The 21,420-nt window shown below is 59.3% G+C and carries 18 protein-coding genes; 13 read left to right on the top strand and 5 right to left on the bottom strand.

Translation table 11 applies throughout. From position 1 onward, the window contains the following. The first annotated feature begins 97 nt into the window (after window positions 1–97). The 8 genes from HB376_RS22975 (at window position 98) to HB376_RS23010 (ending at window position 6,927) form a co-directional block, all read left to right on the top strand. Window positions 98–580, top strand: coding sequence for a MarR family transcriptional regulator (locus HB376_RS22975; RefSeq protein ID WP_213765965.1), 483 nt, complete (start codon window positions 98–100; stop codon window positions 578–580). A gap of 397 nt (window positions 581–977) precedes the next feature. Then, window positions 978–2,900: an ABC transporter permease gene (locus HB376_RS22980; RefSeq protein WP_213765966.1), complete on the top strand. Its 1,923-nt coding sequence runs from the start codon at window positions 978–980 to the stop codon at window positions 2,898–2,900. After that, the gene (locus tag HB376_RS22985) at window positions 2,897–3,682 is read left to right on the top strand and encodes an ATP-binding cassette domain-containing protein (RefSeq protein WP_213765967.1); all 786 of its coding nucleotides are present in this window, start codon (window positions 2,897–2,899) and stop codon (window positions 3,680–3,682) included. The genes HB376_RS22980 and HB376_RS22985 overlap by 4 nt, the downstream gene beginning before the upstream one ends. Further along, window positions 3,682–4,410, top strand: a complete 729-nt coding sequence (locus tag HB376_RS22990; RefSeq protein ID WP_213765968.1) for an ABC transporter ATP-binding protein — start codon at window positions 3,682–3,684, stop codon at window positions 4,408–4,410. Before HB376_RS22985 ends, HB376_RS22990 begins: the two co-directional genes overlap by 1 nt. 100 nt (window positions 4,411–4,510) lie before the next feature. Then, window positions 4,511–5,728 carry an ABC transporter substrate-binding protein gene (locus HB376_RS22995; RefSeq protein WP_213765969.1) on the top strand — a complete coding sequence of 406 codons (1,218 nt, stop codon included), beginning with the start codon at window positions 4,511–4,513 and terminating at the stop codon, window positions 5,726–5,728. 120 nt (window positions 5,729–5,848) lie between these two features. Continuing rightward, a complete protein-coding gene (locus tag HB376_RS23000) occupies window positions 5,849–6,139 on the top strand; it encodes a nucleotidyltransferase family protein (RefSeq protein ID WP_213765970.1) in 291 nt (96 codons plus the stop codon). A gap of 129 nt (window positions 6,140–6,268) precedes the next feature. Continuing rightward, complete coding sequence (locus HB376_RS23005; protein WP_255631508.1) at window positions 6,269–6,589, top strand: DUF6516 family protein; 321 nt, start codon at window positions 6,269–6,271, stop codon at window positions 6,587–6,589. Beyond that, the gene (locus HB376_RS23010; protein ID WP_213765971.1) at window positions 6,586–6,927 is read left to right on the top strand and encodes a winged helix-turn-helix transcriptional regulator; all 342 of its coding nucleotides are present in this window, start codon (window positions 6,586–6,588) and stop codon (window positions 6,925–6,927) included. Before HB376_RS23005 ends, HB376_RS23010 begins: the two co-directional genes overlap by 4 nt. A gap of 225 nt (window positions 6,928–7,152) precedes the next feature. Here HB376_RS23010 and HB376_RS23015 read toward each other — a convergent pair whose 3' ends face one another. The 3 genes from HB376_RS23015 to HB376_RS23025 all read right to left on the bottom strand — a co-directional run bounded on the left by HB376_RS23015 (window position 7,153) and on the right by HB376_RS23025 (window position 10,961). Then, window positions 7,153–7,716: a lipid-binding SYLF domain-containing protein gene (locus HB376_RS23015; protein ID WP_213765972.1), complete on the bottom strand. Its 564-nt coding sequence runs from the start codon at window positions 7,714–7,716 to the stop codon at window positions 7,153–7,155. A 392-nt stretch (window positions 7,717–8,108) separates the two neighbouring features. Beyond that, on the bottom strand, window positions 8,109–8,375 hold the full coding sequence (locus HB376_RS23020; protein ID WP_213765973.1) for a hypothetical protein: 267 nt from the start codon (window positions 8,373–8,375) through the stop codon (window positions 8,109–8,111). A gap of 219 nt (window positions 8,376–8,594) precedes the next feature. Then, a complete protein-coding gene (locus tag HB376_RS23025; RefSeq protein WP_213766031.1) occupies window positions 8,595–10,961 on the bottom strand; it encodes a DNA polymerase II in 2,367 nt (788 codons plus the stop codon). Window positions 10,962–11,247: 286 nt separating this feature from the next. On the opposite strand from HB376_RS23025, the gene HB376_RS23030 reads away from it, so the two are divergent. Genes HB376_RS23030 through HB376_RS23045 form a run of 4 tightly spaced genes read left to right on the top strand, consistent with a single transcriptional unit; the run spans window position 11,248 to window position 16,491 of the window. Then, on the top strand, window positions 11,248–12,921 hold the full coding sequence (locus tag HB376_RS23030; RefSeq protein ID WP_213765974.1) for an ABC transporter substrate-binding protein: 1,674 nt from the start codon (window positions 11,248–11,250) through the stop codon (window positions 12,919–12,921). A gap of 2 nt (window positions 12,922–12,923) precedes the next feature. Then, complete coding sequence (locus HB376_RS23035; RefSeq protein WP_213765975.1) at window positions 12,924–13,853, top strand: ABC transporter permease; 930 nt, start codon at window positions 12,924–12,926, stop codon at window positions 13,851–13,853. Further along, the gene (locus HB376_RS23040; RefSeq protein ID WP_213765976.1) at window positions 13,850–14,713 is read left to right on the top strand and encodes an ABC transporter permease; all 864 of its coding nucleotides are present in this window, start codon (window positions 13,850–13,852) and stop codon (window positions 14,711–14,713) included. Before HB376_RS23035 ends, HB376_RS23040 begins: the two co-directional genes overlap by 4 nt. Further along, window positions 14,710–16,491, top strand: a complete 1,782-nt coding sequence (locus HB376_RS23045) for an ABC transporter ATP-binding protein (RefSeq protein WP_213765977.1) — start codon at window positions 14,710–14,712, stop codon at window positions 16,489–16,491. Before HB376_RS23040 ends, HB376_RS23045 begins: the two co-directional genes overlap by 4 nt. 74 nt (window positions 16,492–16,565) lie before the next feature. On the opposite strand, the gene HB376_RS23050 is transcribed toward HB376_RS23045, so the two are convergent. Together HB376_RS23050 and HB376_RS23055 are read right to left on the bottom strand one after the other, a co-directional pair. Then, on the bottom strand, window positions 16,566–17,930 hold the full coding sequence (locus HB376_RS23050; RefSeq protein WP_213765978.1) for an LLM class flavin-dependent oxidoreductase: 1,365 nt from the start codon (window positions 17,928–17,930) through the stop codon (window positions 16,566–16,568). Window positions 17,931–18,002: 72 nt separating this feature from the next. Next, a complete protein-coding gene (locus tag HB376_RS23055; RefSeq protein ID WP_213765979.1) occupies window positions 18,003–19,355 on the bottom strand; it encodes an LLM class flavin-dependent oxidoreductase in 1,353 nt (450 codons plus the stop codon). A 939-nt stretch (window positions 19,356–20,294) separates the two neighbouring features. Here HB376_RS23055 and HB376_RS23060 point away from each other — a divergent pair. Next, entirely contained in the window at window positions 20,295–21,395 is a 1,101-nt protein-coding gene (locus HB376_RS23060) for an IS5 family transposase (protein ID WP_213765980.1), read from the top strand. Window positions 21,396–21,420 lie beyond the last annotated feature (25 nt).

Raw genomic sequence — 21,420 nt, forward strand, 5'->3', positions numbered from 1 at the left:
GAATGTTGCTGCGGCTACCTTGACGAATTGCGCCGCCCGGTCCGCGCGAGCGGTTATCCCCATCCCACCATTCCACCTCACCGACATTCGAACTATCATGGCGCCTTCGAAGCTTCCTTCCGGTTCATCGCAAGCTGCACAGGACGCCGTGTCCCGCTATGAGGTGTCGGAGCAGATCGGGCATCTGCTTCGCAAGGCCTATCAGCGCCATCTCGCCATCTTCAGCCAGACCATCGACGACCCTCAACTGACCGCCGTGCAGTTTGCGGTATTGAGTGCCAGCCGAAGGCTAGGACCATCTTCAATGAGCGACCTGGGCAAGGCGACCGCGATCGATGCAGCCACGGTGCGCGGCATAATTGAACGTCTGAGGACGCGAGAGCTGATCGAGTTGCAGACAAATCCCGACGACCGCAGAAAGGTGACGGTGCAACTGACGCGGGCGGGTGAAAGCCTGGTTGAGCAGATCACGCCAACCGCCTTGCGTATCAGCGAACTGACCATGGGCGAGCTGAACGAAGCGGAGCGAGTGGCCGTGCTCTATTTGCTGCGCAAGCTAAGTGCGCCCGATGTCGAGTAAGCGCGATTGTGTGCAGTGCGTTTGCGCGGTTATGGCCGCGCTTATTATTTAGCCGCTTCATCTGGTGCAATGCCATTCGCCGCTTCCTCGCATTGCACCAATAGCGGGACCGTCGCACCGGAAAAGCGATTATGGCGTGTACGCTGATTTTATAAGGTGCAGCACAACCAGCATCCTTGTATGGCTGTCAGCTTCGCGTTAGCTATAAACCCCGATAAAACAAGGGATAAACGCCACGATACCTAGTACAAGTCACTAGCTATAAAGTGGGCATGGTCATTGCATAGAAGACTAGAATTAGAGTGTGTACATTTGTATCAGCAGGCGAAGACATCGCTGTAAAAAGCAAGCTTGCGGACACGTACACCTTGATGAATCTCGAGCGATAGAGGCGTCGATGCTTTCGAATCTGGCTATACAACTCATCAACGGACTAGCGGACGCCTGCGCCATGTTTCTTGTCGCGTCCGGTTTGTCGTTGATCTTCGGTGTGACGCGAATCGTCAACTTCGCGCACGGCTCGTTCTACATGCTTGGCGTGTACGTGGCCTATAGCATCGCCAGCCGTTTTGGTTCGACCGTCGCCGGTTTCTGGCTTTCGATGCTTGCAGCCGCGATCGTCGTTGCCGTGCTGGGTGCGCTGGTCGAAGTGATCGTGCTCCGTCGCATTTATCAGGCACCCGAGTTATTCCACCTTCTGGCGACCTTTGCGCTGGTGCTGATCTTTCGCGACGCCGCGCTGTACATCTGGGGCCCGGAAGACCTGTTCGGGCCGCGCGCTCCGCTGCTCGGCGGCGCAGTCAATCTGCTTGGCCACGCATTGCCCACCTACGACATTGCATTGATCGTGATCGGTCCCGTGGTGCTGGCTATCCTCTGGTTCGGTCTGACTAAAACGCGCTGGGGCACGCTTGTGCGCGCGGCGACCGGTGACCGGGAAATGCTCGGTGCACTCGGTATCAACCAGGCCTGGCTATTTACGGGCGTGTTTTTTATCGGCGCATTTCTCGCGGGTCTTGGCGGCGCGCTTCAGGTGCCGCGCATGTCGGCGAATCTGTCGCTTGATATCGATACGATCGGCAATGCGTTCGTCGTGGTGGTGGTCGGCGGAATGGGCTCGATTCCCGGCGCGTTCGTGGCCGCGTTGCTGATCGCGGAGATCAAGGCGCTATGCATTGGCATAGGCGACGTCACCATTGGCGGCGTGGTGTTTTCGTTGAGCAAGTTCACGCTGGTGGCTGAGTTCGTGGTGATGGCTATCGTGCTCGTCGTGCGGCCGTGGGGTCTGCTCGGTCGCGCACAGGCCGCGGTTCGTACCATGGCTGCCGCCGAAACACCGCTGCGTCCCGCCGATACGCGTCTGAAAATTTTCGCTGGTCTCGTGCTCGCCGTACTTGTGCTCGCACCGCTGCTTTCAGGCGTGTTCCCCTACATGCCCGTGCTGCTTGTCGAGATACTGATCGCAGTTTTGTTTGCGACGAGCCTGCATTTCATCATGGGTCCGGGCGGCATGCATTCGTTCGGTCATGCCGCGTATTTCGGCCTGGGCGCGTATGGCGCAGCGTTATTCCTGAAGGTCTTGAACCTGCCGATGGAGGCCGCGCTCGTGCTCGGCCCTTTGCTTGCTGGCGTCGGGGCGATCGTGTTCGGATGGTTCTGCGTGCGTTTGTCGGGTGTCTATCTCGCGATGCTGACGCTGGCCTTCGCGCAGATCGTCTGGTCGATCGTGTTCCAGTGGGACGCGGTGACCGGCGGCAGCAACGGCATTCTCAACCTGTGGCCGTCGAGCTGGCTCAGCTCGACGGTGGCGTATTACTACGTGACCCTGGTGTTCGCGGTGCTGGGCGTATGGCTTTTGCGGCGAATGTTGTTCTCGCCCCTCGGTTATGCCATGCGTGCCTCTCGCGATTCAACTTTGCGGGCAGAAGCGATCGGTATCGATGTGAAGCGCGTGCAGTGGGTCGCTTTCATTATCTCGTCATTGTTCTGCGGCCTCGCGGGATCGCTGTATGCATTCTCCAAGGGGTCGATCTCGCCGGAAGTAATCAGCGTCGGGCGTTCGGTCGATGGCCTCGTCATGGTGCTGCTGGGAGGCTTGCAGACACTCACCGGGCCGATTGTCGGCGCGGCGGTGTTCACCTGGCTTCAAGATACGGTAGCGCGTCAGACGGACTACTGGGAAGCCCTGCTGGGCGCAGCGATTCTGGTGCTGGTGATCGCGTTCCCGCAGGGGATCGTGGGGTTCGTGCGGGACAAGCTGGGGTCGCACAAAAATGCCGATGGCGGCGTGGCCTCGCAACCCGCCAAGGAGGCCCTGTGACCCTTCTGCGCGTCTCTCATCTCGCGAGGTCATTCGGCGGCGTCAAAGCGGTCGACGACGTTTCCTTCGACTTGCACGCCGGCCAGTTGCTCGCGCTGATTGGTCCGAACGGCGCCGGCAAGTCGACTTGCTTCAACATGCTCAACGGGCAGTTGAGACCGAGTTCAGGCTCGATCCTGTTTGACGGCCACGAGATCGCAGGCAAACGTCCGCGCGATATCTGGCGTCTCGGCGTTGGCCGCACCTTCCAGATTGCCGCGACCTTCAATTCGATGACTGTGATTGAAAACGTGCAGATGGCGCTCGTTTCGCGGGACCACCAGCTATTCAACTTGTGGAAACCGGCATCGTCCATTCACGCCGATGAAGCGCTCGCCCTGCTCGAACAAGTCGGCATGGCGGCGCATGCGAAGCGTGCGTGCGGCGTGCTGGCTTATGGCGATGTGAAGCGCGTCGAACTGGCCATTGCACTTGCCAATAAACCGAAACTCCTGCTGATGGACGAACCGACGGCGGGCATGGCGCCCAAGGAACGCAACGACCTGATGGCGCTGACCAAACAACTGGTGATCGACCACAAGCTCGGTGTGCTTTTCACCGAGCACAGCATGGACGTGGTGTTCGCTTACGCCGACAAGCTGATCGTGCTTGCTCGCGGCAAGCTGATTGGCGAGGGCGATGCGGAGACCGTCCGCAACGATCCGCGTGTGCGCGAAGTGTATTTCGGCACGGGAAAATCGTTCACGCCGCGTGCATCGCTTGCAGCAGACGGGGTCGCCTGATGAGCACATCCACGCAAGACAAGAGCATGTTGAAAGTCTCCGGCCTGAACGCGTTCTATGGCCGCGCGCAGATCCTGTACGACGTTGAACTCGAAGTCGGCCGCGGCGAAGTGGTCGCACTGATGGGCCGCAACGGCGCAGGCAAATCGACCACGATGAAAGCGCTGATGGGCATGCTGCCGTCACGGCAGGGTGCGATCCATTTCTGCGGGCACGACATCGCGAAGTTGCCGCCGTACCGTATTGCACGACTCGGCATGGGCTTCGTGCCCGAAGACCGGCGCGTGTTCGGCGATCTGACAGTCATGGAGAATCTCGATACCGGCCGCCAGCCGCCGCGCGACGACGCACCCCGCTGGACGCCTGAAAAACTGTTCCGCCTGTTCCCGAATCTTGGCGAGATGCCGAATCGCCCGGGCAGCCAGATGAGCGGCGGCGAGCAGCAGATGCTGACCGTGTCGCGTACGCTGATGGGCAATCCCACGCTGGTCCTGCTCGATGAACCGTCGGAAGGCGTGGCGCCAATCATTGTCGAACAGATGGCGAACATGATTCTCGAGTTGAAGCGCGAAGGGCTGTCTATCTTGCTATCCGAGCAGAACATGCATTTCGCCGAACTCGTCAGCGATCGCGCGTATGTGCTCGAAAAAGGGCAGATACGCTTTAGCGGCACGATAGACGAGCTCGCCCGCGATGAAGGAGTGCGGCGAGCCTACCTGAGTGTTTAAGCGCGCAGCCCAAGCAAAGATCGACCAAGGGTATCCTTCAATCAGCCTTAGCCATGTCATTTAGCATTCAACCTAGCCGCTTTATCCGGAGAGAAAAACTATGACCACGCGTGTTGGATCGTTGCTGCGCTTAACCGCCTTCATGGTTGCGCCCCTGGCCACCGCTTTAGTGTCAGTTGGCGCTGCCGCTCAGACCATCAAGATTGGCGAAATCAACAGTTATAAATCGCAGCCTGCGTTCCTCGGCCCGTATAAGAACGGCTGGAACATGGCGCTCGATGAGGTCAACGCGGCGGGGGGTATCGACGGCAAGAAGCTCGAAGTCATCTCGCGCGACGACAACGGCAATCCGGGTGACACCGTGCGCGTGGCGCAGGAACTGGTCACGGGTGAGCAGGTCTCGTTGTTGTTCGGCGGGTTCCTGTCGAACACGGGCCTGGCGCTTGCCGACTATGCCAAGCAACGCAAGGTTTTCTTCCTGGCTGCCGAACCGCTGACCGACAAGATCGTCTGGCAGGACGGCAACAAGTACACGTACCGGCTGCGTCCGTCGACCTACATGCAGGTCGCGATGCTCGTGCCCGAAGCCGTCAAGCTGCATAAGAAGCGTTGGGCGGTTGTCTATCCGAACTATGAATACGGCCAGTCCGCCGTGGCGACGTTCAAGCGTCTGTTGAAAGCGGCGCAGCCTGACGTTGAGTTCGTTGCGGACCAGGCGGCCCCGCTTGGCAAGCTGGACGCCGGCGCGGTCACGCAAGCGATTGCGGACGCGAAGCCCGATGCAATCTTCAACGTCGAGTTCGGCGCCGATCTTGGCAAGTTCGTGCGCGAGGGCAATACGCGTGGCTTGTTCAAGGATGTATCCGTGGTGTCGTTGCTGACGGGCGAGCCTGAATACCTCGATCCGCTCGGGTCCGAGGCGCCGGTTGGCTGGATCGTGACGGGGTATCCGTGGTACTCGATCGATACCCCTGCTAATCGCAAGTTCGTCGCGGCCTACGAGACGAAGTATCACGACTATCCGCGCGTGGGATCGGTGGTGGGTTATTCGGCGTTGATGTCGATTGCGGATGGTTTGAAGAAGGCCAAGTCGACCGATCCGGACAAGCTTGCGGCGGCGTTCAAGGGCTTGAAGGTCGATACACCGTTTGGTCCCATCACGTACCGCACACAGGACAACCAGTCGACGATGGGCGCGTATGTGGGCACCTCGGCGTTGAAGGACGGCAAGGGCATCATGACAAACTATCGGTATATCGATGGTGCGAGCGTCCAGCCTTCCGACGCGGAAGTGGCGAAGCTGCGCGCAGCGGATTGAGTTGTTGCGCTGCGTGTGAAAACGGCCCGCGGAAGCGGGCTGAATGTGTTGGTTCGCGGTTTCGCACATGATCTTGGCCTTGGCGCCCGACCGATGTTAACCAGCTAAGGAGTTCGTTCGATGAAACCGTCCGTTGCACTCGATGCGCACCGCGCGGAAATTCGCCTTATTGTCGAGGCAAATCGCGCCGTCAATGCGCGCGTATTTGGTTCTGTCTTGCGCGGGGAAGATACCGAAGACAGTGATCTGGATATCTTGGTCGACCCGGAACCGGGGATGACCCTGTTCAATATCGGTTCGATCCGGCGCCAACTGGCACGGTTGCTTGGCGTGTCGGTAGACGTGCTGACTCCGAACGCACTACCGGACAAATTTCGTGAAGCCGTGGTCGCTGAGGCGGTGCCGGTATGAGTCGGAACAAGCAACCCTTGCCGGATTAGCTGCAGCAGGAAGCTACACCATCAATATGGACAAGGCTACGTTCAAGGCGAGTGAGCTTGTATGCGACGCTGTGATTCGTAACAAAGCGTGTTGGAGTAATTGACAACACTTGAAAGTGTTGTTATCATGTCCAACATGAAAGCCACCTTGTTACTAAAAGAGCGTCATGCAGTCAACGAGCAGGCTTTTGCCGAATTGCTTGTTTGGAAGGTGCCTGAGCCGTTGCGTGGGAGCGCTCACCTGTTCAAATACAGCCTTGCCTATATCGTCGTGGGCGAGTGCGTTTTGCGATACGACAACGAGCGCGGCAAGGGGGATCACCGTCACATTGGCGACGTTGAAACCCTCTACTCTTTTTCGACACCTGCGCAGCTCCTCGTGGATTTTTGGGCTGACGTAGACAACTGGAGCCCATCATGAAAACCGTAACTCTAGGCGTCGCCTCGCGCGAAACCGTCAACAAGCGGTTTTTGGCAGCGTTCGAAGGCAAGGCGCAAGGCGCATACATCACATTCGAATCGCCGGAACTGCTGTTCCAGACGCTTACACAAATGCGTTGGAACATCATCAAAGCCACTACGGGGACCGGGCCGCTATCTATTCGTGAGATTGCTCGTCGCGTGGGGCGAGACGTAAAGGCCGTGCATCGAGACGTGCATGCGTTGCTTGATGCCGGAGTCATCGAACGTAACGCAGAGGGCGCGATAGTGTTCCCTTACGAGGCCGTCCACGTCGATTTCATGCTGCAAGCAGCATAGGAAGACAAGGTCATCCCGGTACGAGCTTTGGCTGCCAGGATTTCGATCTGAAGATTACGAAGGACTTTTCCAACACGGTGTGCGTGCACTCGACCACCGACAAGAAGGCGCTGAGGTTCGGCACCTTCGATTTTCAGATGTATACGGCCGCGTACCGGTGGGGTGCCGGGAACGCGCCCGATGAACCATAAGGATTACTCGCCAATCATCTGCACGACCAATCCCTCACGGACTGAGCTTGGAAATTTTCTGGCCCTGAATGCCTACCCCGGCCATCAACCCTTGCTGGCCATAAATGAACGCATAGACGTCTGATTGCAGCGTAGTCGATGTCAACGATCGGGCCGTGCCGGAATCCACGACAACAACGCTTGGACCTGCGCCAATCGACCAGCCGCCGCTGGTTTGCAGATACTTGATGGCCGAATCGGTCGTGAGGAACATGGCTTCCTGAAACGATTGTGCGCCGGCTTGCAGGCCATACGAAACCGACGTTGCGTTGTAGTAGCCCATCACTTTCCCATCCGCGCCGAACATCACGCCGTTTCCTTCCTCGGCTCCGACGATCAAACCGGCCTTGAGTATCTCCGGAAATACGAGCACCGCTTTCGCTCGGGACTGGAGCAACTTCGCATTGGGCGTAGTGCTATACAACTGCTGCAGTGCTGCGCGCGCTTTTGCCTCCAGATCGGGGTCGACCCCGTTGGTCGGGGGTATTTGTGAAGTCGAGCAGGAGGTCGCAAGCAGCAACAGCAGGTTAACGAGGATCAGTCTGATGCATTGGGCCATGAGGTCAACTCCGCTTGCAGATCGGCCGTATCCGGTTGAATACGGCCTGGGGTGGTTCGCTGGGTGTTCGATGCAGATGCGCTTTATCAATGGTAGTGACGGTTAGCGTTTTTAATTTGGAACGTGTCCGCGCGCGCGGGCGAATAACTTGAATCAATAAACTGACCAACTGCCGTTGCTGTTATTGAAATGATTGAATATTTAATGACATTATTTGGAGTATTCAAGAAAACATTGCGAATGTTGGTGAATGGCGACACGCTTAATAACAATAGGCGTGTTCATTGCCTGGATCAGCCAGGACCGCGTCGCACCACGCATAACCAGCCTGCATGAGCGACAAATTCAAACTGTGAAGACTCAGGGATCAGACCCGGCGATTCTCGCTTAGATTAAATCGAGGGTTTAATAGGGTAGGAGGTTATATCAAGCATTGTCATTTGGCAAAGCATCAGGGACTCAATAAATAATGGAATTAATATCGCAATTCGTTTCGGTATTTCAATTTTTTGTGCGGCGAGTATATCCACCGACAACGCAGATACAAACACCCCGACCCGTTCCGGGTCTCGAAGCCCCATATCCGACGAGATCTGCCCGGCAGTTACGACCATCGCGGCGGCTCGGCAGTTCTTTGCCGGTTTCGATGCGTCCGTCATGCCGGCCGTCCCTATCGCTCCACCTGCGATTGCCGCGCTCGAAGCCAATGACGCTTGGGGTTCAGGAAGCGGGTGAGGGCACCGTGGCGACGACGCATACGGCTCTTGCCCCGCTCATAACGAAGCAAGAGCCCAAGCCCCAACCAAATCAACACCTTGCCTGACCTCCCCAAGACTTGTCCACAGCCTTGCCAACAATTTCTGTGGATATCGTCGCGGCTAAAACAACTCGTGCTGACCGGAGACCAGCGTCTGGAAGTCGCTTTGCAGAAGCGGCAAGATAGCGTCGGCGATGGGCTGCAACTGCCGTGTCATGTAGTGATCGTAGTCAATGGCAGCTTGCAAGGTTTCAAGCGGTTCCGGTCCCGCGCTGGTCATCACATAGCTGATCCAGCCGCCGCGTTGATACTGCAACGGCCGGCCGCGCTCTCGGTTGAACTCATCAGCCAGGCGAGCCGCGCGGACATGCGGCGGCACGTTGCGCTCGTACGCATCCAATGGCCGGCGCAGGCGCTTTCTATATACGAGCAGCTCGTCGAATTCGCCGCTCAGCGTGCGCCGCACGTAGTCGCGAACATAGTCCTGATACGGCTCGCCCTTGAAGATTCGCAAATAGAGTTCTCGCTGGAATCGCTGCGCGAGCGGGGTCCAGTCGCTGCGAACGGTTTCAAGTCCCTTATAGACGACCTCTTCGCTACCATCGGGCAGAAGGCTAAGACCGGCGTAACGCTTCTTGCTGCCTTCTTCCGCGCCACGAATCGTGGGCATGAAAAACCGGCGGTAATGTCGTTCGAATTGCAACTCCAGCGCGCTCTCCAGGCCGAAGCGCTCTCGCACATGATCCTGCCACCACGCATTCACGCGTTGGACGAGCAGCCCGCCAATGCGCGCCGCTTCTTCCTCGCTTCGAGCGTGCTTTAGCCAGACGAACGTTGAATCCGTATCACCGTAGATCACTTCGTATCCTTCGGCTTCAATCAACTCACGCGTTTTACGCATGATTTCATGACCGCGCATGGTGATCGACGAGGCGAGCCGAGGGTCGAAGAAGCGGCATCCGGTGGAACCCAGCACGCCGTAGAACGCGTTCATGATGATCTTCAACGCTTGCGACAGCGGCTGGTTGTGCTCGCGCTTGGCTTCCTCTCGACCTTTCCAGACCTGATCGACAATGGCCGGCAGACTATGACGCGTGCGCGAGAATCGTGCGCCAAGAAAACCGGGCACCGAGTGCAGATCGTCGGGATGGCGCAAACCGTCCACCAGCCCGACGGGGTCGATAAGGAACGTGCGAATGATCGAGGGGTAAAGGCTTTTATAGTCGAGAACCAGAACGGAGTCGTAAAGGCCCGGACGCGAATTCATCACGAATCCACCTGGACTTGCCGCACCGGCAACATCGCCAAGATTGGGCGCGACGAAGCCTTGCCGATGCATCCGCGGCATATACAAGTGCGTAAAAGCCGCCACAGATCCACCGCTGCGATCAGCCGGCAGGCCGGTGACCGTTGCACGCTCGAGCAGGAAGTGGAGCAGTTCAGTCTTCGCAAAGACCCGCGTGACGAGCTCGCAATCCTTCAGGTTGTAGCGTGCGAGAGCAGGCTTGTCTTCATCGAAACGACGCTGGATTTCATCCATCCGCTGGTACGGGTTGTCGATGGCCTTGCCTTCACCCAGCACGCTCTGCGCGACATACTCGAGACTGAACGAAGGGAAGCTCCATGTTGCCGACCGGAGCGCTTCAATGCCATCGATCAGCAATCGTCCCGCCGCGCCTGCGAAGAAATGGTTTTGAGTGAGACCATGCTGCCGCCATTCCATCACGCTCCCGCCGCGACCCAGCCGCAGCGGAACCTGGTAAAGCTGCGAGTGTTCCTGCAATACGCGCAGATCGAATTGAACCAGGTTCCAGCCGATGATTGCATCGGGATCGTGCTTCTCAAGCCACTCGTTGAGTTTTTCCAGCAGGAGAGGGCGGCTTTCGCAGTATTCAAGCTTGAAGTCGATGCCGCTGCTGTCGCCGTTAGGCGGTCCCAGCATATAAACCTGGCGTTCGCCGCAACCTTCGAGCGCGATCGAATAGAGCTCCGTTTTGGCGCTGGTTTCTATGTCGAGCGAAACCAGTTTCAAGTTCGGCCTATAGCCAGGCACGGGCCTCAACTCGCTGTTCAGAAGCGGACCGTCTCCGTGAGATTCGCCGGTGAACACGACCGGCGCCGTAATAAAGCGCTCCATCATGTAGCGGTCGGGTGGAAAGACATCGGCCTCGTACACATCGACGCCACCTTGCTTCAAGCGCCTCTCCAACCCCGTTAATTGCCGATATTGCTTGCTATACAGGCCCAGCACCGGCCGATGATTAAAGTCGACGAGATCCAGCGGGCGGAGCTTCACCTGCTTCTCTCGCTGCAAGACTGTTTCGGCGCGCTCGCGTTGTTCAGCCGGAATGAACGCGACCGAATCCTGCGGGCGCAAGCGCAGGTGGCGGGGACCCTCGTCCGTCGCCAGCCAGAATTCGACCTCCGTTCCATCGGCGGTGTCCCGCCAATGACGCGTCAGAATAAAACCTTGTTGATGCCAGCTCAGATGCTCACCTTGGAAAAACGTGTCTTCGGTATGGATTTTAGTGGGTGCGCGACTTTCCTGTCCGGTTTGCCGCTTCCCTACGCTCGGTCTGAACACCCGAGCGTAAGCCAATCCTTCCGATCGATATGAAATCGCATCCTCTATACATAGAATAATTGCTACGTTTGCCACGCCTGTCTCGCCGCCTACGATGCAAGGTCAATTTTCGCGTGATCGCCTCAAGCGACCGCATGACCGCAGCGGACCCTTCCACGGGCCGCTCGACCTTCGACAGGAATCCGGTTAGATGAACGCAAGACTTCTCGCGCTCGTGGGCGTGACGACCCTCAGTGCCGGTTTAGTACTGAGTGGCTGCAGCAAATCCGAATCCGCTTTGCCTCAGCAACAAACGTCAGCCAAACCGGTTTCGGGCGGTGCGCTCACGTGGGGTGTCACGACGGAACCCGCGTGCTTCGATCCCCATCGTTCATCGCAACAAAACGCGTTCTGGGTGATCCGCAATTTCATCGATTCATTGATCAGCAAGAAAACCGACGGTACCTACGCGCCGTGGCTGGCCAAGTCATGGACGGTCGCGGACGACGGCAAAAGCTACACGTTCACGCTGCGCGACGACGTCAAGTTCACCGATGGCACTCCGTTCAACGCGGCAGCGGTCAAGGCCAACTTCGACTACATCCTGAACAATGTCAGCACGACCTCGGCATCGGCTTCGCTACTGGTGCATTTCGACCATGCGGAGGTGGTGTCGCCGACGGTGATCAAGCTCGTCATGAAGCAGGCCGATTCGACGACACTCGAATCGCTGTCGAGCGTGAAGCTCGGTTTTATTTCGCCTAAGGCGCTCGCCGAGAACAAGGACCTGTGCGGGGGCGGACCCGGCATCGTCGGGACCGGACCGTTCGTATTCAAGTCATATCAGCGCGGCCAGTCAGCGATTTTCGAACGCAATCCGGACTACCAGTGGGGACCCGGGAATGCGCAGCATCAAGGACCGGCCTATCTTGATCGCGTCACGTATCGCTTCCTGCCGGAAGCTGCAGTGCGCACTGGCGCACTCAGTTCGGGACAAGTCGATTTGATAGAAGGCGTGCAGCCCACCGATATCGCCGTATTCGACAAGGTCGATGGATTCCAGTACCTGACCGGCCCGTCGGCGACGACCTCGTTCACGCTCAACATCAATTACACCGTTGCGCCAGCGAACGATGTACGCGTGCGCCGTGCGTTGCGCGACGGTTTCGATCTCGACGGGATCGTCAAGAGCGTGTATCTGGGTACCGTGCGGCGCGCTTATTCGAACATCGGACCGGACAACGCGGACTATGACGCGAGTCTCAAAGGATCGTGGGGCAACAAGGTCGCCGAGGCTAACAAGCTGCTCGACGATGCCGGCTGGACGCAGCGCGACAGCGACGGTTTTCGTACGCGCGAGGGTAAGCGGCTCTCCATTGAGGTCGGCTATCCGCAGCCCTACGTACGCGACAGCCGCGACGTGTTGATTCGCGCGGTGCAGTCCGAGTTGCGTCAGAACATTGGGCTTGATCTCGGCTTGCGCATCACCACGGCAGGTGACTTTGCCAACCAGAAGGCGACCGGCAACTGGACCATCTATCCGAACACCGACAACCCGTCGGATGTCGCCATGGAGCTATGGGACATGCTGGGTGACCAGGGTTTCCTCTACAACGCCATCAAGAATCCCGACACAACCCTCGTCGACGATATCAACCGTGCCCGTCTCTTGCCCGTGGGCGAGGAGCGCCGAAAGCTGCTCGCCAAGATCCAGACGCGTGCGGTGGATCAGGCGTTCATTGTGCCGCTGTTCGCGCCGGCTTATCACCTGGCCGCGAAGTCGAACGTACATGGTATCGGCTTTGAACCGGAACTGGACGGCCCGGCGAGTTCTTACGATCTGTGGGTCGAGACGCAGACCGGGCAGGCCAAGCAGGGAGGCTGAAGATGCTTCAAAAGATCGTTACGCGCTTGCTGACCGGCGTGCTCGTGCTGTGGCTTGCGGCCACGGCCGCGTTCGTGGCTATTCACGCGTTGCCCGGACGTATCGAAGATGTGCTTGCCGGGGATCTGGCGTATCCCGGCTTGCGCGAAGCGATCGCGGCGCAATGGGGACTCGATCGCAGTCTTCCCTGGCAGTACGGGCAATTCCTGTTGCGGCTGGGTCATGCGGATCTGGGCACGTCGTTCGTGATGCAACAGCCTGTTTCTGCCGTGCTGCGTAGCCAGCTTTTGCCGACAGCGGAGCTGGCGGGATCGGCCGGGCTGCTGGCCATCGTGCTGGCGATCCTGATTGCCACGCTGACCGCCGGGTCGGCATCGAGACAGGGTGCATGGGGTACTCGTATCGCGTCGGTGCTCGAGCTTACGTTCACGTCCACGCCGGTATTCTGGCTCGGCATGTTGTTGCTGATCGTCTTCTCATTCCAGTTGCGCCTCTTCCCCGTGTCGGGTGCAAGCGGCTGGCGTTCGCTCGTGCTGCCTGCGGTTACGCTGGCGTTGCCGACGGCGGGGATCCTGTCGCAAGTGATGCGCGAGGCGCTTGAGGCGGCGCTGGAAAAACCCTTCGTCACCACGATCCGTGCGCGGGGCGTGGGCGAGCTTGCACTGCGCTTTCGGCACGTTCTCCGGCATGCGTTACTGCCGGTCGTGACGCTGGGCGGCTGGCTCATTGGCAGCCTGCTCGGCGGCGCGGTGATCACCGAAAAAATGTTCGGGCGGCCCGGCATTGGCAGCGTGACGCTCAATGCGGTCACCGCGCAGGACGTGCCGGTCGTACTCGCCGTGGTGCTGCTCGCGGCCTTCGTCCACGTGGTGATCTCGACGCTGCTCGATGTCGCCTATCTGTTCATCGACCCAAGGTTGCGCAGCCAATGAGCGAGATCATTTATCCGGCCCCGCCCGCCAAGCGGCCTTCGGAGTGGTTGATACAGACCATTCCCCCAAGCGTATTGCTTGCGGGCATCTTCTTGCTGGCGCTAGCCGTTGCCATTGCTTATCCACCGCTTGTCACGCACTTCGATCCGCTCACAAGCGACATCGCGCAGACACTGCAGCCACCCAGCGTGCAGCACTGGTTCGGCACCGACCGCATTGGCCGCGATGTTTTCTCGCGGGTGATCTACGGGGCGCGTTATTCGCTGCTGATCGGACTTGCAAGCATGCTCGTGAGCCTGGCAATCGGACTTGTAATTGGCATGACGGCTGGCCTCGGAAAACGTCTGACCGATGAATCCGCTTCGCGCGTGTTCGACGTGCTTTCGGCCTTTCCGCCCATCCTGTTGTCGCTGTTCGTCGTCACGTTCCTCGGACAGGGCATTGTCAATATCGCGATTGCGGTAGGCATCGCGGGCATTCCGAAATTCGGGCGGGTGCTGCGCAGCCAGACACTCGTGGTACGGCGTGCCGACTATGTCACGCACGCCGTGAGCTATGGGCTCTCGCGCAGCCGCGTGTTCCTGCGTCATGTGCTGCCCAACGTGCTGGTTGTCGTGCCGGTGATCGCGACCATCGACATTGGCAGCGCGATCATCGCGGTATCCGGTTTGAGTTTCCTGGGGCTTGGGCCGCAGCCGCCGACGCCCGAATGGGGCGTCATGCTCGCCGAGGGCCGCGACGTGTTGCGGGTCGCGTGGTGGCCGAGCGTATTCCCCGGGCTCGCGATTACGCTGACCGTTATCGCGTTCTCTGTGATCGGCAAGTTTTTGCAACGCAAGGTCGAGGGACGAACGCGATGACAGCCACCGTGCATCAGCCGAAAAAACTAGTCGATATCCGCGGCCTGACCATTCGCTTTCCAGGCGCTAACGGGGGCGAACCGCTTGTGCGTGGTGCCGATCTCTCCATCCATGCTGGCGAGTGTGTGGCGCTGGTGGGCGAGTCGGGTTCGGGCAAGAGTCTGACGGCGCGTTCGCTGCTTGGTCTGGCGGGACCGCATGCATTGATCGATGCCAGCCAGTTCGACATCGATGGACGCCAGGCGCTGCGCTTCAGCGAGCACGATTGGCGCTCGCTGCGTGGCACCTTCGCGGGACTGGTGATGCAGGACGCGCTCGTTTCGCTCGATCCGCTGCGCACGGTGGGTGCGGAGATAGGCGAGGTGCTGGTGCATCATCGGCTCGCGCGGTCGCGCCGCGAACGCCGCGAGCGGGTTCACGCAGTGATGCAGGACGTTGGTATTGCCGAGCCGGAACATCGCGCGAATCAGTATGCGCACGAGTTGTCGGGCGGTTTGCGGCAGCGTGCGCTGATTGCCTCGGCCATAGCAGCAGGACCCGCGCTCGTGATCGCCGATGAACCGACTACGGCGCTGGATGTGACCGTGCAGGCGCAGGTTCTCGCGGTTCTTGCGGCGCGTCTTGAACAAGGCGTGGGTGTGCTGCTGATCAGCCACGATCTGGCGGTGGTCGCCGGTGTGGCTGATCGTGTGCTCGTGATGCACAACGGTGAAGTGGTCGACAGCGGAACTACCGAGAGCGTGCTGAACAACCCTTCGCATCCGTATACGCGGCAGTTGCTGGCCGCGCAACCGTCGGCGCAGTCGCGAGGGTATCGGCTAAGTTCCGCGCGGTTCGTGACGACAGTGACGGCTCATGGCGAAGCCAAAGGGGACACCGCCGCTAACGCGCCGCTGGTCGTGCGCGAGCCCTTGCCGCCGCGACGTGCTCGCTCGCAAAAGGTCGTGCTGCGCGTTGAAGGTATCGGCAAGCATTATTCGCGGCGTGGCGCAAATCGCGGTGAGACTTTTACTGCGCTGCAGGACGTCTCGTTCACCGTGCATGAAGGGGAGGTGCTAGGTATTGTCGGCGAGTCCGGTTCCGGAAAAAGCACCTGTGCGAACATTGTTCTGGGACTGGTCGAGCCGGATGCCGGCAACGTTGAATTTCTCGATACGCGCTGGAACGGCAACGGAGTCTCCGAGCGCGCGCGCCGTGACTTGCGGCCACGCCTTCAGTACATTCCGCAAGATCCGCTCAGTTCGTTCGACCCGCGTCATACAGTGGGCCAGTTGCTTGAAGAAGCGTTGTGGTCGAAGCGCTTGTTGAAGCCGGCGCTGCTTGCGAAAAGCGTCGAGCTGCTTGAACAGGTTGGACTCAGTGCAGAGTTTCTCGACCGTCGCCCAACGTCGCTCTCAGGTGGACAGAGGCAGCGCGTGGCAATCGCGCGTGCGCTTGCTCCGGAGCCTGCACTGATTGTCTGCGACGAGCCCGTGTCCGCCCTCGATGTTTATGTCCAGGCACAGGTGCTCGACTTGTTGGCGGAGTTGCAGGGACGGCTGCATACGTCGTTGCTGTTCATCTCGCACGATCTCGACGTCGTGCGTCATATCAGTGATCGGGTGCTGGTCTTCAAGGATGGCCGCATTGTCGAAGAAGGCGAGGCAGAACGCGTGTTCGCGGCACCTGAGCATGCGTACACGAAGCTCTTGATGTCGTCGACGCCGGCGTTTCGGCGTTCATACCTTGATGACAAGATCAGGACCGAAGGCCAGTTGCCGGAGCACGAGATGTACTGACAGCTCCGCGCTTTAAAGAGCTGGCGGCTGCGGTCGGCCTGTGTTCATGTTGAACTCCGCCCGACCCTGTCCCCTCAGGCCGCCACCGCGCCGGCCTTCTCGGCAGAGTACTGGTTAGCAGGCCGCGCAAGGCCAAGATTAGCGCGCAGCGTCCGGCCTTCATACTCCGTCCGAAACAGCCCACGGCGGCGCAACTCCGGCAGCACCAGTTCGATGAAATCAGTCAGGCTGCCCGGCAGAACCGCGGGCATGACGTTGTAGCCGTCGGCCCCATATTGGACGAAGCGTTCTTCCAATTGATCCGCGATTTGCTCAGGCGTTCCGACCACTTGCCAATGTCCGCGTGCGCCCGCCACGCGCAGATAAAGCTGGCGAATTGTCAGGTTTTCGCGCCGTGCCAATTCAAGCGTAAGCAGTTGACGACTCTTGCTCGCGTTCGTTTCCGGCAGCTCGGGAATCGGGCCATCGAGCGGGTAAGGCGACAAGTCGAAACCACCGGTAAGGCCCGAGACCAATGCGAGACCTACCGCCGGGTCGATCAGCGATTGCAGATGCTCGAACTTTTCGCGCGCCTCGCTTTCGGTGCGCCCTACAATGGGCATCACTCCCGGCATGATCTTCAGCTCATCCGGATGACGCCCATGTTGTTCGAGGCGGCCTTTGACATCGGCATAAAAATCGATCGCGTCCTGAAGGGTTTGCTGCGCCGTGAAGATAACCTCGGCCGTACGGGCGGCCAGCGCCCGGCCAGCTTCCGATGATCCTGCCTGCACGACCACCGGCTGACCTTGCGGCGAGCGAGCAACGTTCAACGGCCCCTTGACCTGGAAAAATCGTCCCTTGTGATCGAGGACGTGACGCTTGGCGGGATTAAAGAAACGGCCTTGCTCCTTGTCGCGCAAGAATGCATCGTCCTCCCAACTATCCCAAAGCCGGTCGACGACTTCTGCAAACTCGGTCGCCCGATCATAGCGCTCGCCATGATCGAAATGCTTGTCGCGATTGAAGTTCTTCGCTTCATGCTCATTCGACGAAGTAACGAGGTTCCATCCCGCGCGGCCGCCGCTGATATGGTCGAGCGATGCAAATTTTCGGGCGATGTGATACGGCTCGTTGAAGCTGGTCGACGCCGTGCCGACCAGACCGATGTTCTCTGTCACGGCAGCCAGTGCCGACAGCAACGTGATGGGCTCGAACTGCGCGATGTAGCTGTGAGCGGTGCGGCTCAGGAAGTCCAGGTTATCGCCTCGGGTGCCGACGCCATCGGCGAGAAACAGAAGATCGAATTTCGCTGCTTGCGCCGCTTGGGCAAGCTGCACGTAGTGCCGGAAATTAACGCCGGCGTCCGCCTGGGCATCCGGGTGCCGCCACGCGGCAATGTGATGTCCTGCGGGATAAAGAAAAGCGCCTAGGCGCAGTTGTCCGGTTCGCTTGGCCATGGAGTGTGGGATCGGGATGCTTCGTGAAAGGGGACGCCGTCGTGCGTGAATTAGCTTGGTGCGGCTGCATGCTCAGGCGCTTTTGCGCCATAAGTGCTGGTTCTCCGGACGCGCCAGACCGAGATGCTCGCGCAGCGTCGTGCCTTCGTAGGCGGTGCGAAAGATGCCGCGCTGGCGAAGGATTGGAACGACGCCATCGACGAAGTCCTGCAATCCACCCGGCAATGTATCGGGCATGAGGTTGAAGCCGTCGGCGGCGCCGGCCCTGAACCAGCGTTCGATGTCATCGGCGATCTGCTCGGGCGTGCCCACGATAACGCGATGACCCCCGCCTCCGGCAAGCGCCCGAATGAGTTGGCGCACGGTGTAGCCGTGCTGCCGGGCTTGCGCCAGCGTGGCGTGAAAGAACGTATGGTTGCCGTTGCCCTGGCCGGGCAGGGACAGGTTGTCCGGTAGTTGCTCATCCAGCTTGAGACGGTCTGGCGTCACGCCCAGGACACCGGCCAGCCGGGTGAGGCTATAACTCCATGGAATCAGGTCGACCAGTTCATCGCGGCGACGCAACGCTTCGGCCTCCGTTGCGCCGATGATCGTGGTCAGTCCCGCCAGTACCTTCACGGCGTCGGGACCTCGTCCAAAGGCTGCTGCGCGCGCTTTCAGATCGCGTCCATAGGCTAATGATTCATCGAACGATTGCGAGGCCGAGAACACCGCCTCGGCATGGCGCGCCGCAAGCTCGCGGCCGTCGCCGGAAGCGCCGGCTTGCACCAGCACCGGATGTCCTTGCGGCGAACGCGGCACATTCAACGGACCTTGCACCGAGAAATGCGTGCCTCGATGCGAGACGGGATGAACCTTGGCGGTATCGACGAATAGTCCGCTCGTTTTATCGCCGATGATCGCGCCGTCTTCCCAACTGTCCCAGAGCGCCTTGACGACGCTGGTGAATTCCGCGGCGCGTGCGTAGCGCTCGGCGTGATCGGGCACTGCGTCGCGGCCGAAATTGCGTGCCGAGCCCAGGTCCGCGGTCGTCACGACGTTCCAGCCGGCGCGACCGCCGCTGACATGGTCGAGCGTGGCGAAGCGGCGCGCGATGTTGTACGGTTCGTTGTAACTGGTGGACGCGGTGCCGATCACGCCGATATGCGAGGTTGCTGCCGCGATGCTGGCGAGCAGGATGGTCGGCTCGAGCGCGGTGATCGGGCGAAAGTCGATCTGGTCGGCGATGGAGGCGTTGTCGGCGAGAAACACGGCGTCGAAGCCGGCTGCTTCTGCGATTTGCGCGACCCGCACGTAGTGACGGACGTCGATGAACGCTTGAGGATCGGCGTCGGCCAGGCGCCATGCGGACGGAACGAAACCCGAATGCAGGATATTGACGTTGAGGTGAAGTTGTCGGGGGGGAGTGTTGGGAAGTTGGGTCATCTTGCTCTAGCGCTTATTAGCTGACTTTGAATTCTTGATCGGACAGCCGTGTAAAGCGACGAATAAATCCGCCGATCGATATACGATAAGGAGATTTCGCTCGCGCCGGTGGACGGGGGGGTGGGTTTTGGGGTTGGTGGTCGGGGTCTATGCCGGGTTGGTGCTTTCGGCGTTAGCGGTCTGCGAGAGTCGGATATTCTCTTTATCACTATTAGCCACTGTGCGTGGCGGCACGTCATTTCTTTGTCCAAAGCGACAAAGAAACGAAGCAAAGAAAGCGCTTTTAAACCACGCTACCCTAAGTGTCCACAGCGTGCAGTTTTGATTCATAGGTGCCCCAAAAGCACGGTGCTCGCCAGAACCACGGATGTTTGAACCCCTCCTTCTCGCGAATCCTGACACGAACACGCTTCGCCCCGTACGCTCTCGGGCAAGCACGAATTGCCCGGGAACCAGCACGGCCTCACGCGTCTTTTCGGTTTCGTTTTTTGGTGCGTTGGCTACGTGGTCTGAACAGTTGTTTCCGCCCGCAATGGCATTTCGCGTATTGGTACTTCGGTGTTTGTATTTCCGTATTGGTACTTCATTTCTTGGCGGGTTAACTGCGTGGACCACGCGCTTATTTTCGCGACCTCGTTTTCAGCAGGGTTGGCGACGTGGTTCGAGGCGCATACATATTTGGAGGGTGGTCGTCCGCGGATAGCGCGGGGTGCTCCTTGGGCAGATTCAGTCACTGGTGGCGAAGCGTGTGGGTATCGGTGTTCGGAGAAGGAGGGGTTCACACATCCTTCGCTCTGGCGAGCACCGTGCTTTTGGGGCACCTATGAATGAAAACTGCACGCTGTGGACACTTAGCAGGCTGCGGAAATACCTCACTCCGAAGTCACCCAAAAGGTCAGTTCAAACGTTGTTAGTAAAGCCCCCCAACTGAGAGACGCGATGCGCGGCGCCGATACCTTTACCGAGAATCTATTCACCTTGCGTAAGCTGGAGGACTTTGTTCCAGCAGATCATCCGCTGCGCTCGATTCGCAAGATGGTCAACGCAGCGTTGGCCAAGATGGATCGCTTGTTTGCCGGCATGTACGAGGCTGATATCAAAGGTGGGCGGCCCAGCATTGCCCCGGAGAAGCTGCTGCGCGCGATGCTGTTGCAAGTGCTCTATAGCGTTCGCTCGGAGCGCCAGTTGATGGAGCAGGTTCAATATAACCTGCTGTTTCGCTGGTTTATCGGGCTGTCGATGGACGATGCCGTGTGGGTGCCCACCGTCTTCACCAAGAACCGCGAGCGCCTGATCAAGCATGACGCGGTCATTGAGTTCTTCAACGAGGTTGTGGGCATTGCCGAGAAGAAGTGCTGGCTTTCCGGTGAGCACTTCAGCGTCGATGGCACGTTAATTCAAGCATGGGCCGGCCATAAAAGCTTTGTGCGTAAAGACGATGATCAGGATAGCGAAGACGGTGGGAACTTCAAGGGCGAGACGCGTAGCAACGAGACGCATGAATCGAAGAGCGACCCGGATTCGCGGCTGTATCGCAAGGGCAAAACGGCAAGCGAGCTACGCTACATGGGCCACACGTTGAGCGACAACCGCCATGGGCTGATCGCCAGTGCCGTGGTGACGCTGGCCGATGGCTATGCCGAGCGCGAAGCGGCCAAAGTACTGATCAACGATGCCCGCCAGGCGCTTGGCGATCCAACGCGCGAGATCACGCTGGGGGCAGACAAAGGCTATGACGCCGCAGAGTTCATCAAGGCTTGCCAGGAAATGAACATCACGCCTCACGTGGCGCAAAACAAGTCAGGCCGCCAGTCGGCAGTGCCCGAGTCAATCGCCGGGAGTGCGGGCTATGCGGTGTCACAGCAAAAGCGCAAGCTCATCGAACAGGGTTTTGGCTGGGCCAAGAGCATCGGCGGTATGCGCCAGGTGATGGTGCGCGGCTTGAAGAAGGTCGATCAGATGTTCGTGCTGACGATGGCCGCGTACAACCTCGTGCGCATGCGCACCTTGGGACAACTCCGTGCGTTGCAGCCGCAGTGAACCAAAAATGCGCAAGAGAACGTCA

The organism is Caballeronia sp. dw_19 (assembly GCF_018449515.1).
In the GTDB taxonomy this organism is placed as follows: domain Bacteria; phylum Pseudomonadota; class Gammaproteobacteria; order Burkholderiales; family Burkholderiaceae; genus Caballeronia.

Bases quoted from the DNA above. Each gene is read 5' to 3' on its own strand.
- HB376_RS22975 (WP_213765965.1), top strand. From the start codon at position 98: ATGGCGCCTTCGAAGCTTCCTTCCGGTTCATCGCAAGCTGCACAGGAC.
- HB376_RS22980 (WP_213765966.1), top strand. From the start codon at position 978: ATGCTTTCGAATCTGGCTATACAACTCATCAACGGACTAGCGGACGCC.
- HB376_RS22990 (WP_213765968.1), top strand. From the start codon at position 3,682: ATGAGCACATCCACGCAAGACAAGAGCATGTTGAAAGTCTCCGGCCTG.
- HB376_RS22995 (WP_213765969.1), top strand. From the start codon at position 4,511: ATGACCACGCGTGTTGGATCGTTGCTGCGCTTAACCGCCTTCATGGTT.
- HB376_RS23000 (WP_213765970.1), top strand. From the start codon at position 5,849: ATGAAACCGTCCGTTGCACTCGATGCGCACCGCGCGGAAATTCGCCTT.
- HB376_RS23010 (WP_213765971.1), top strand. From the start codon at position 6,586: ATGAAAACCGTAACTCTAGGCGTCGCCTCGCGCGAAACCGTCAACAAG.
- HB376_RS23015 (WP_213765972.1), bottom strand. From the start codon at position 7,716: ATGGCCCAATGCATCAGACTGATCCTCGTTAACCTGCTGTTGCTGCTT.
- HB376_RS23020 (WP_213765973.1), bottom strand. From the start codon at position 8,375: ATGACGGACGCATCGAAACCGGCAAAGAACTGCCGAGCCGCCGCGATG.
- HB376_RS23030 (WP_213765974.1), top strand. From the start codon at position 11,248: ATGAACGCAAGACTTCTCGCGCTCGTGGGCGTGACGACCCTCAGTGCC.
- HB376_RS23035 (WP_213765975.1), top strand. From the start codon at position 12,924: ATGCTTCAAAAGATCGTTACGCGCTTGCTGACCGGCGTGCTCGTGCTG.
- HB376_RS23040 (WP_213765976.1), top strand. From the start codon at position 13,850: ATGAGCGAGATCATTTATCCGGCCCCGCCCGCCAAGCGGCCTTCGGAG.
- HB376_RS23045 (WP_213765977.1), top strand. From the start codon at position 14,710: ATGACAGCCACCGTGCATCAGCCGAAAAAACTAGTCGATATCCGCGGC.
- HB376_RS23050 (WP_213765978.1), bottom strand. From the start codon at position 17,930: ATGGCCAAGCGAACCGGACAACTGCGCCTAGGCGCTTTTCTTTATCCC.
- HB376_RS23055 (WP_213765979.1), bottom strand. From the start codon at position 19,355: ATGACCCAACTTCCCAACACTCCCCCCCGACAACTTCACCTCAACGTC.
- HB376_RS23060 (WP_213765980.1), top strand. From the start codon at position 20,295: ATGCGCGGCGCCGATACCTTTACCGAGAATCTATTCACCTTGCGTAAG.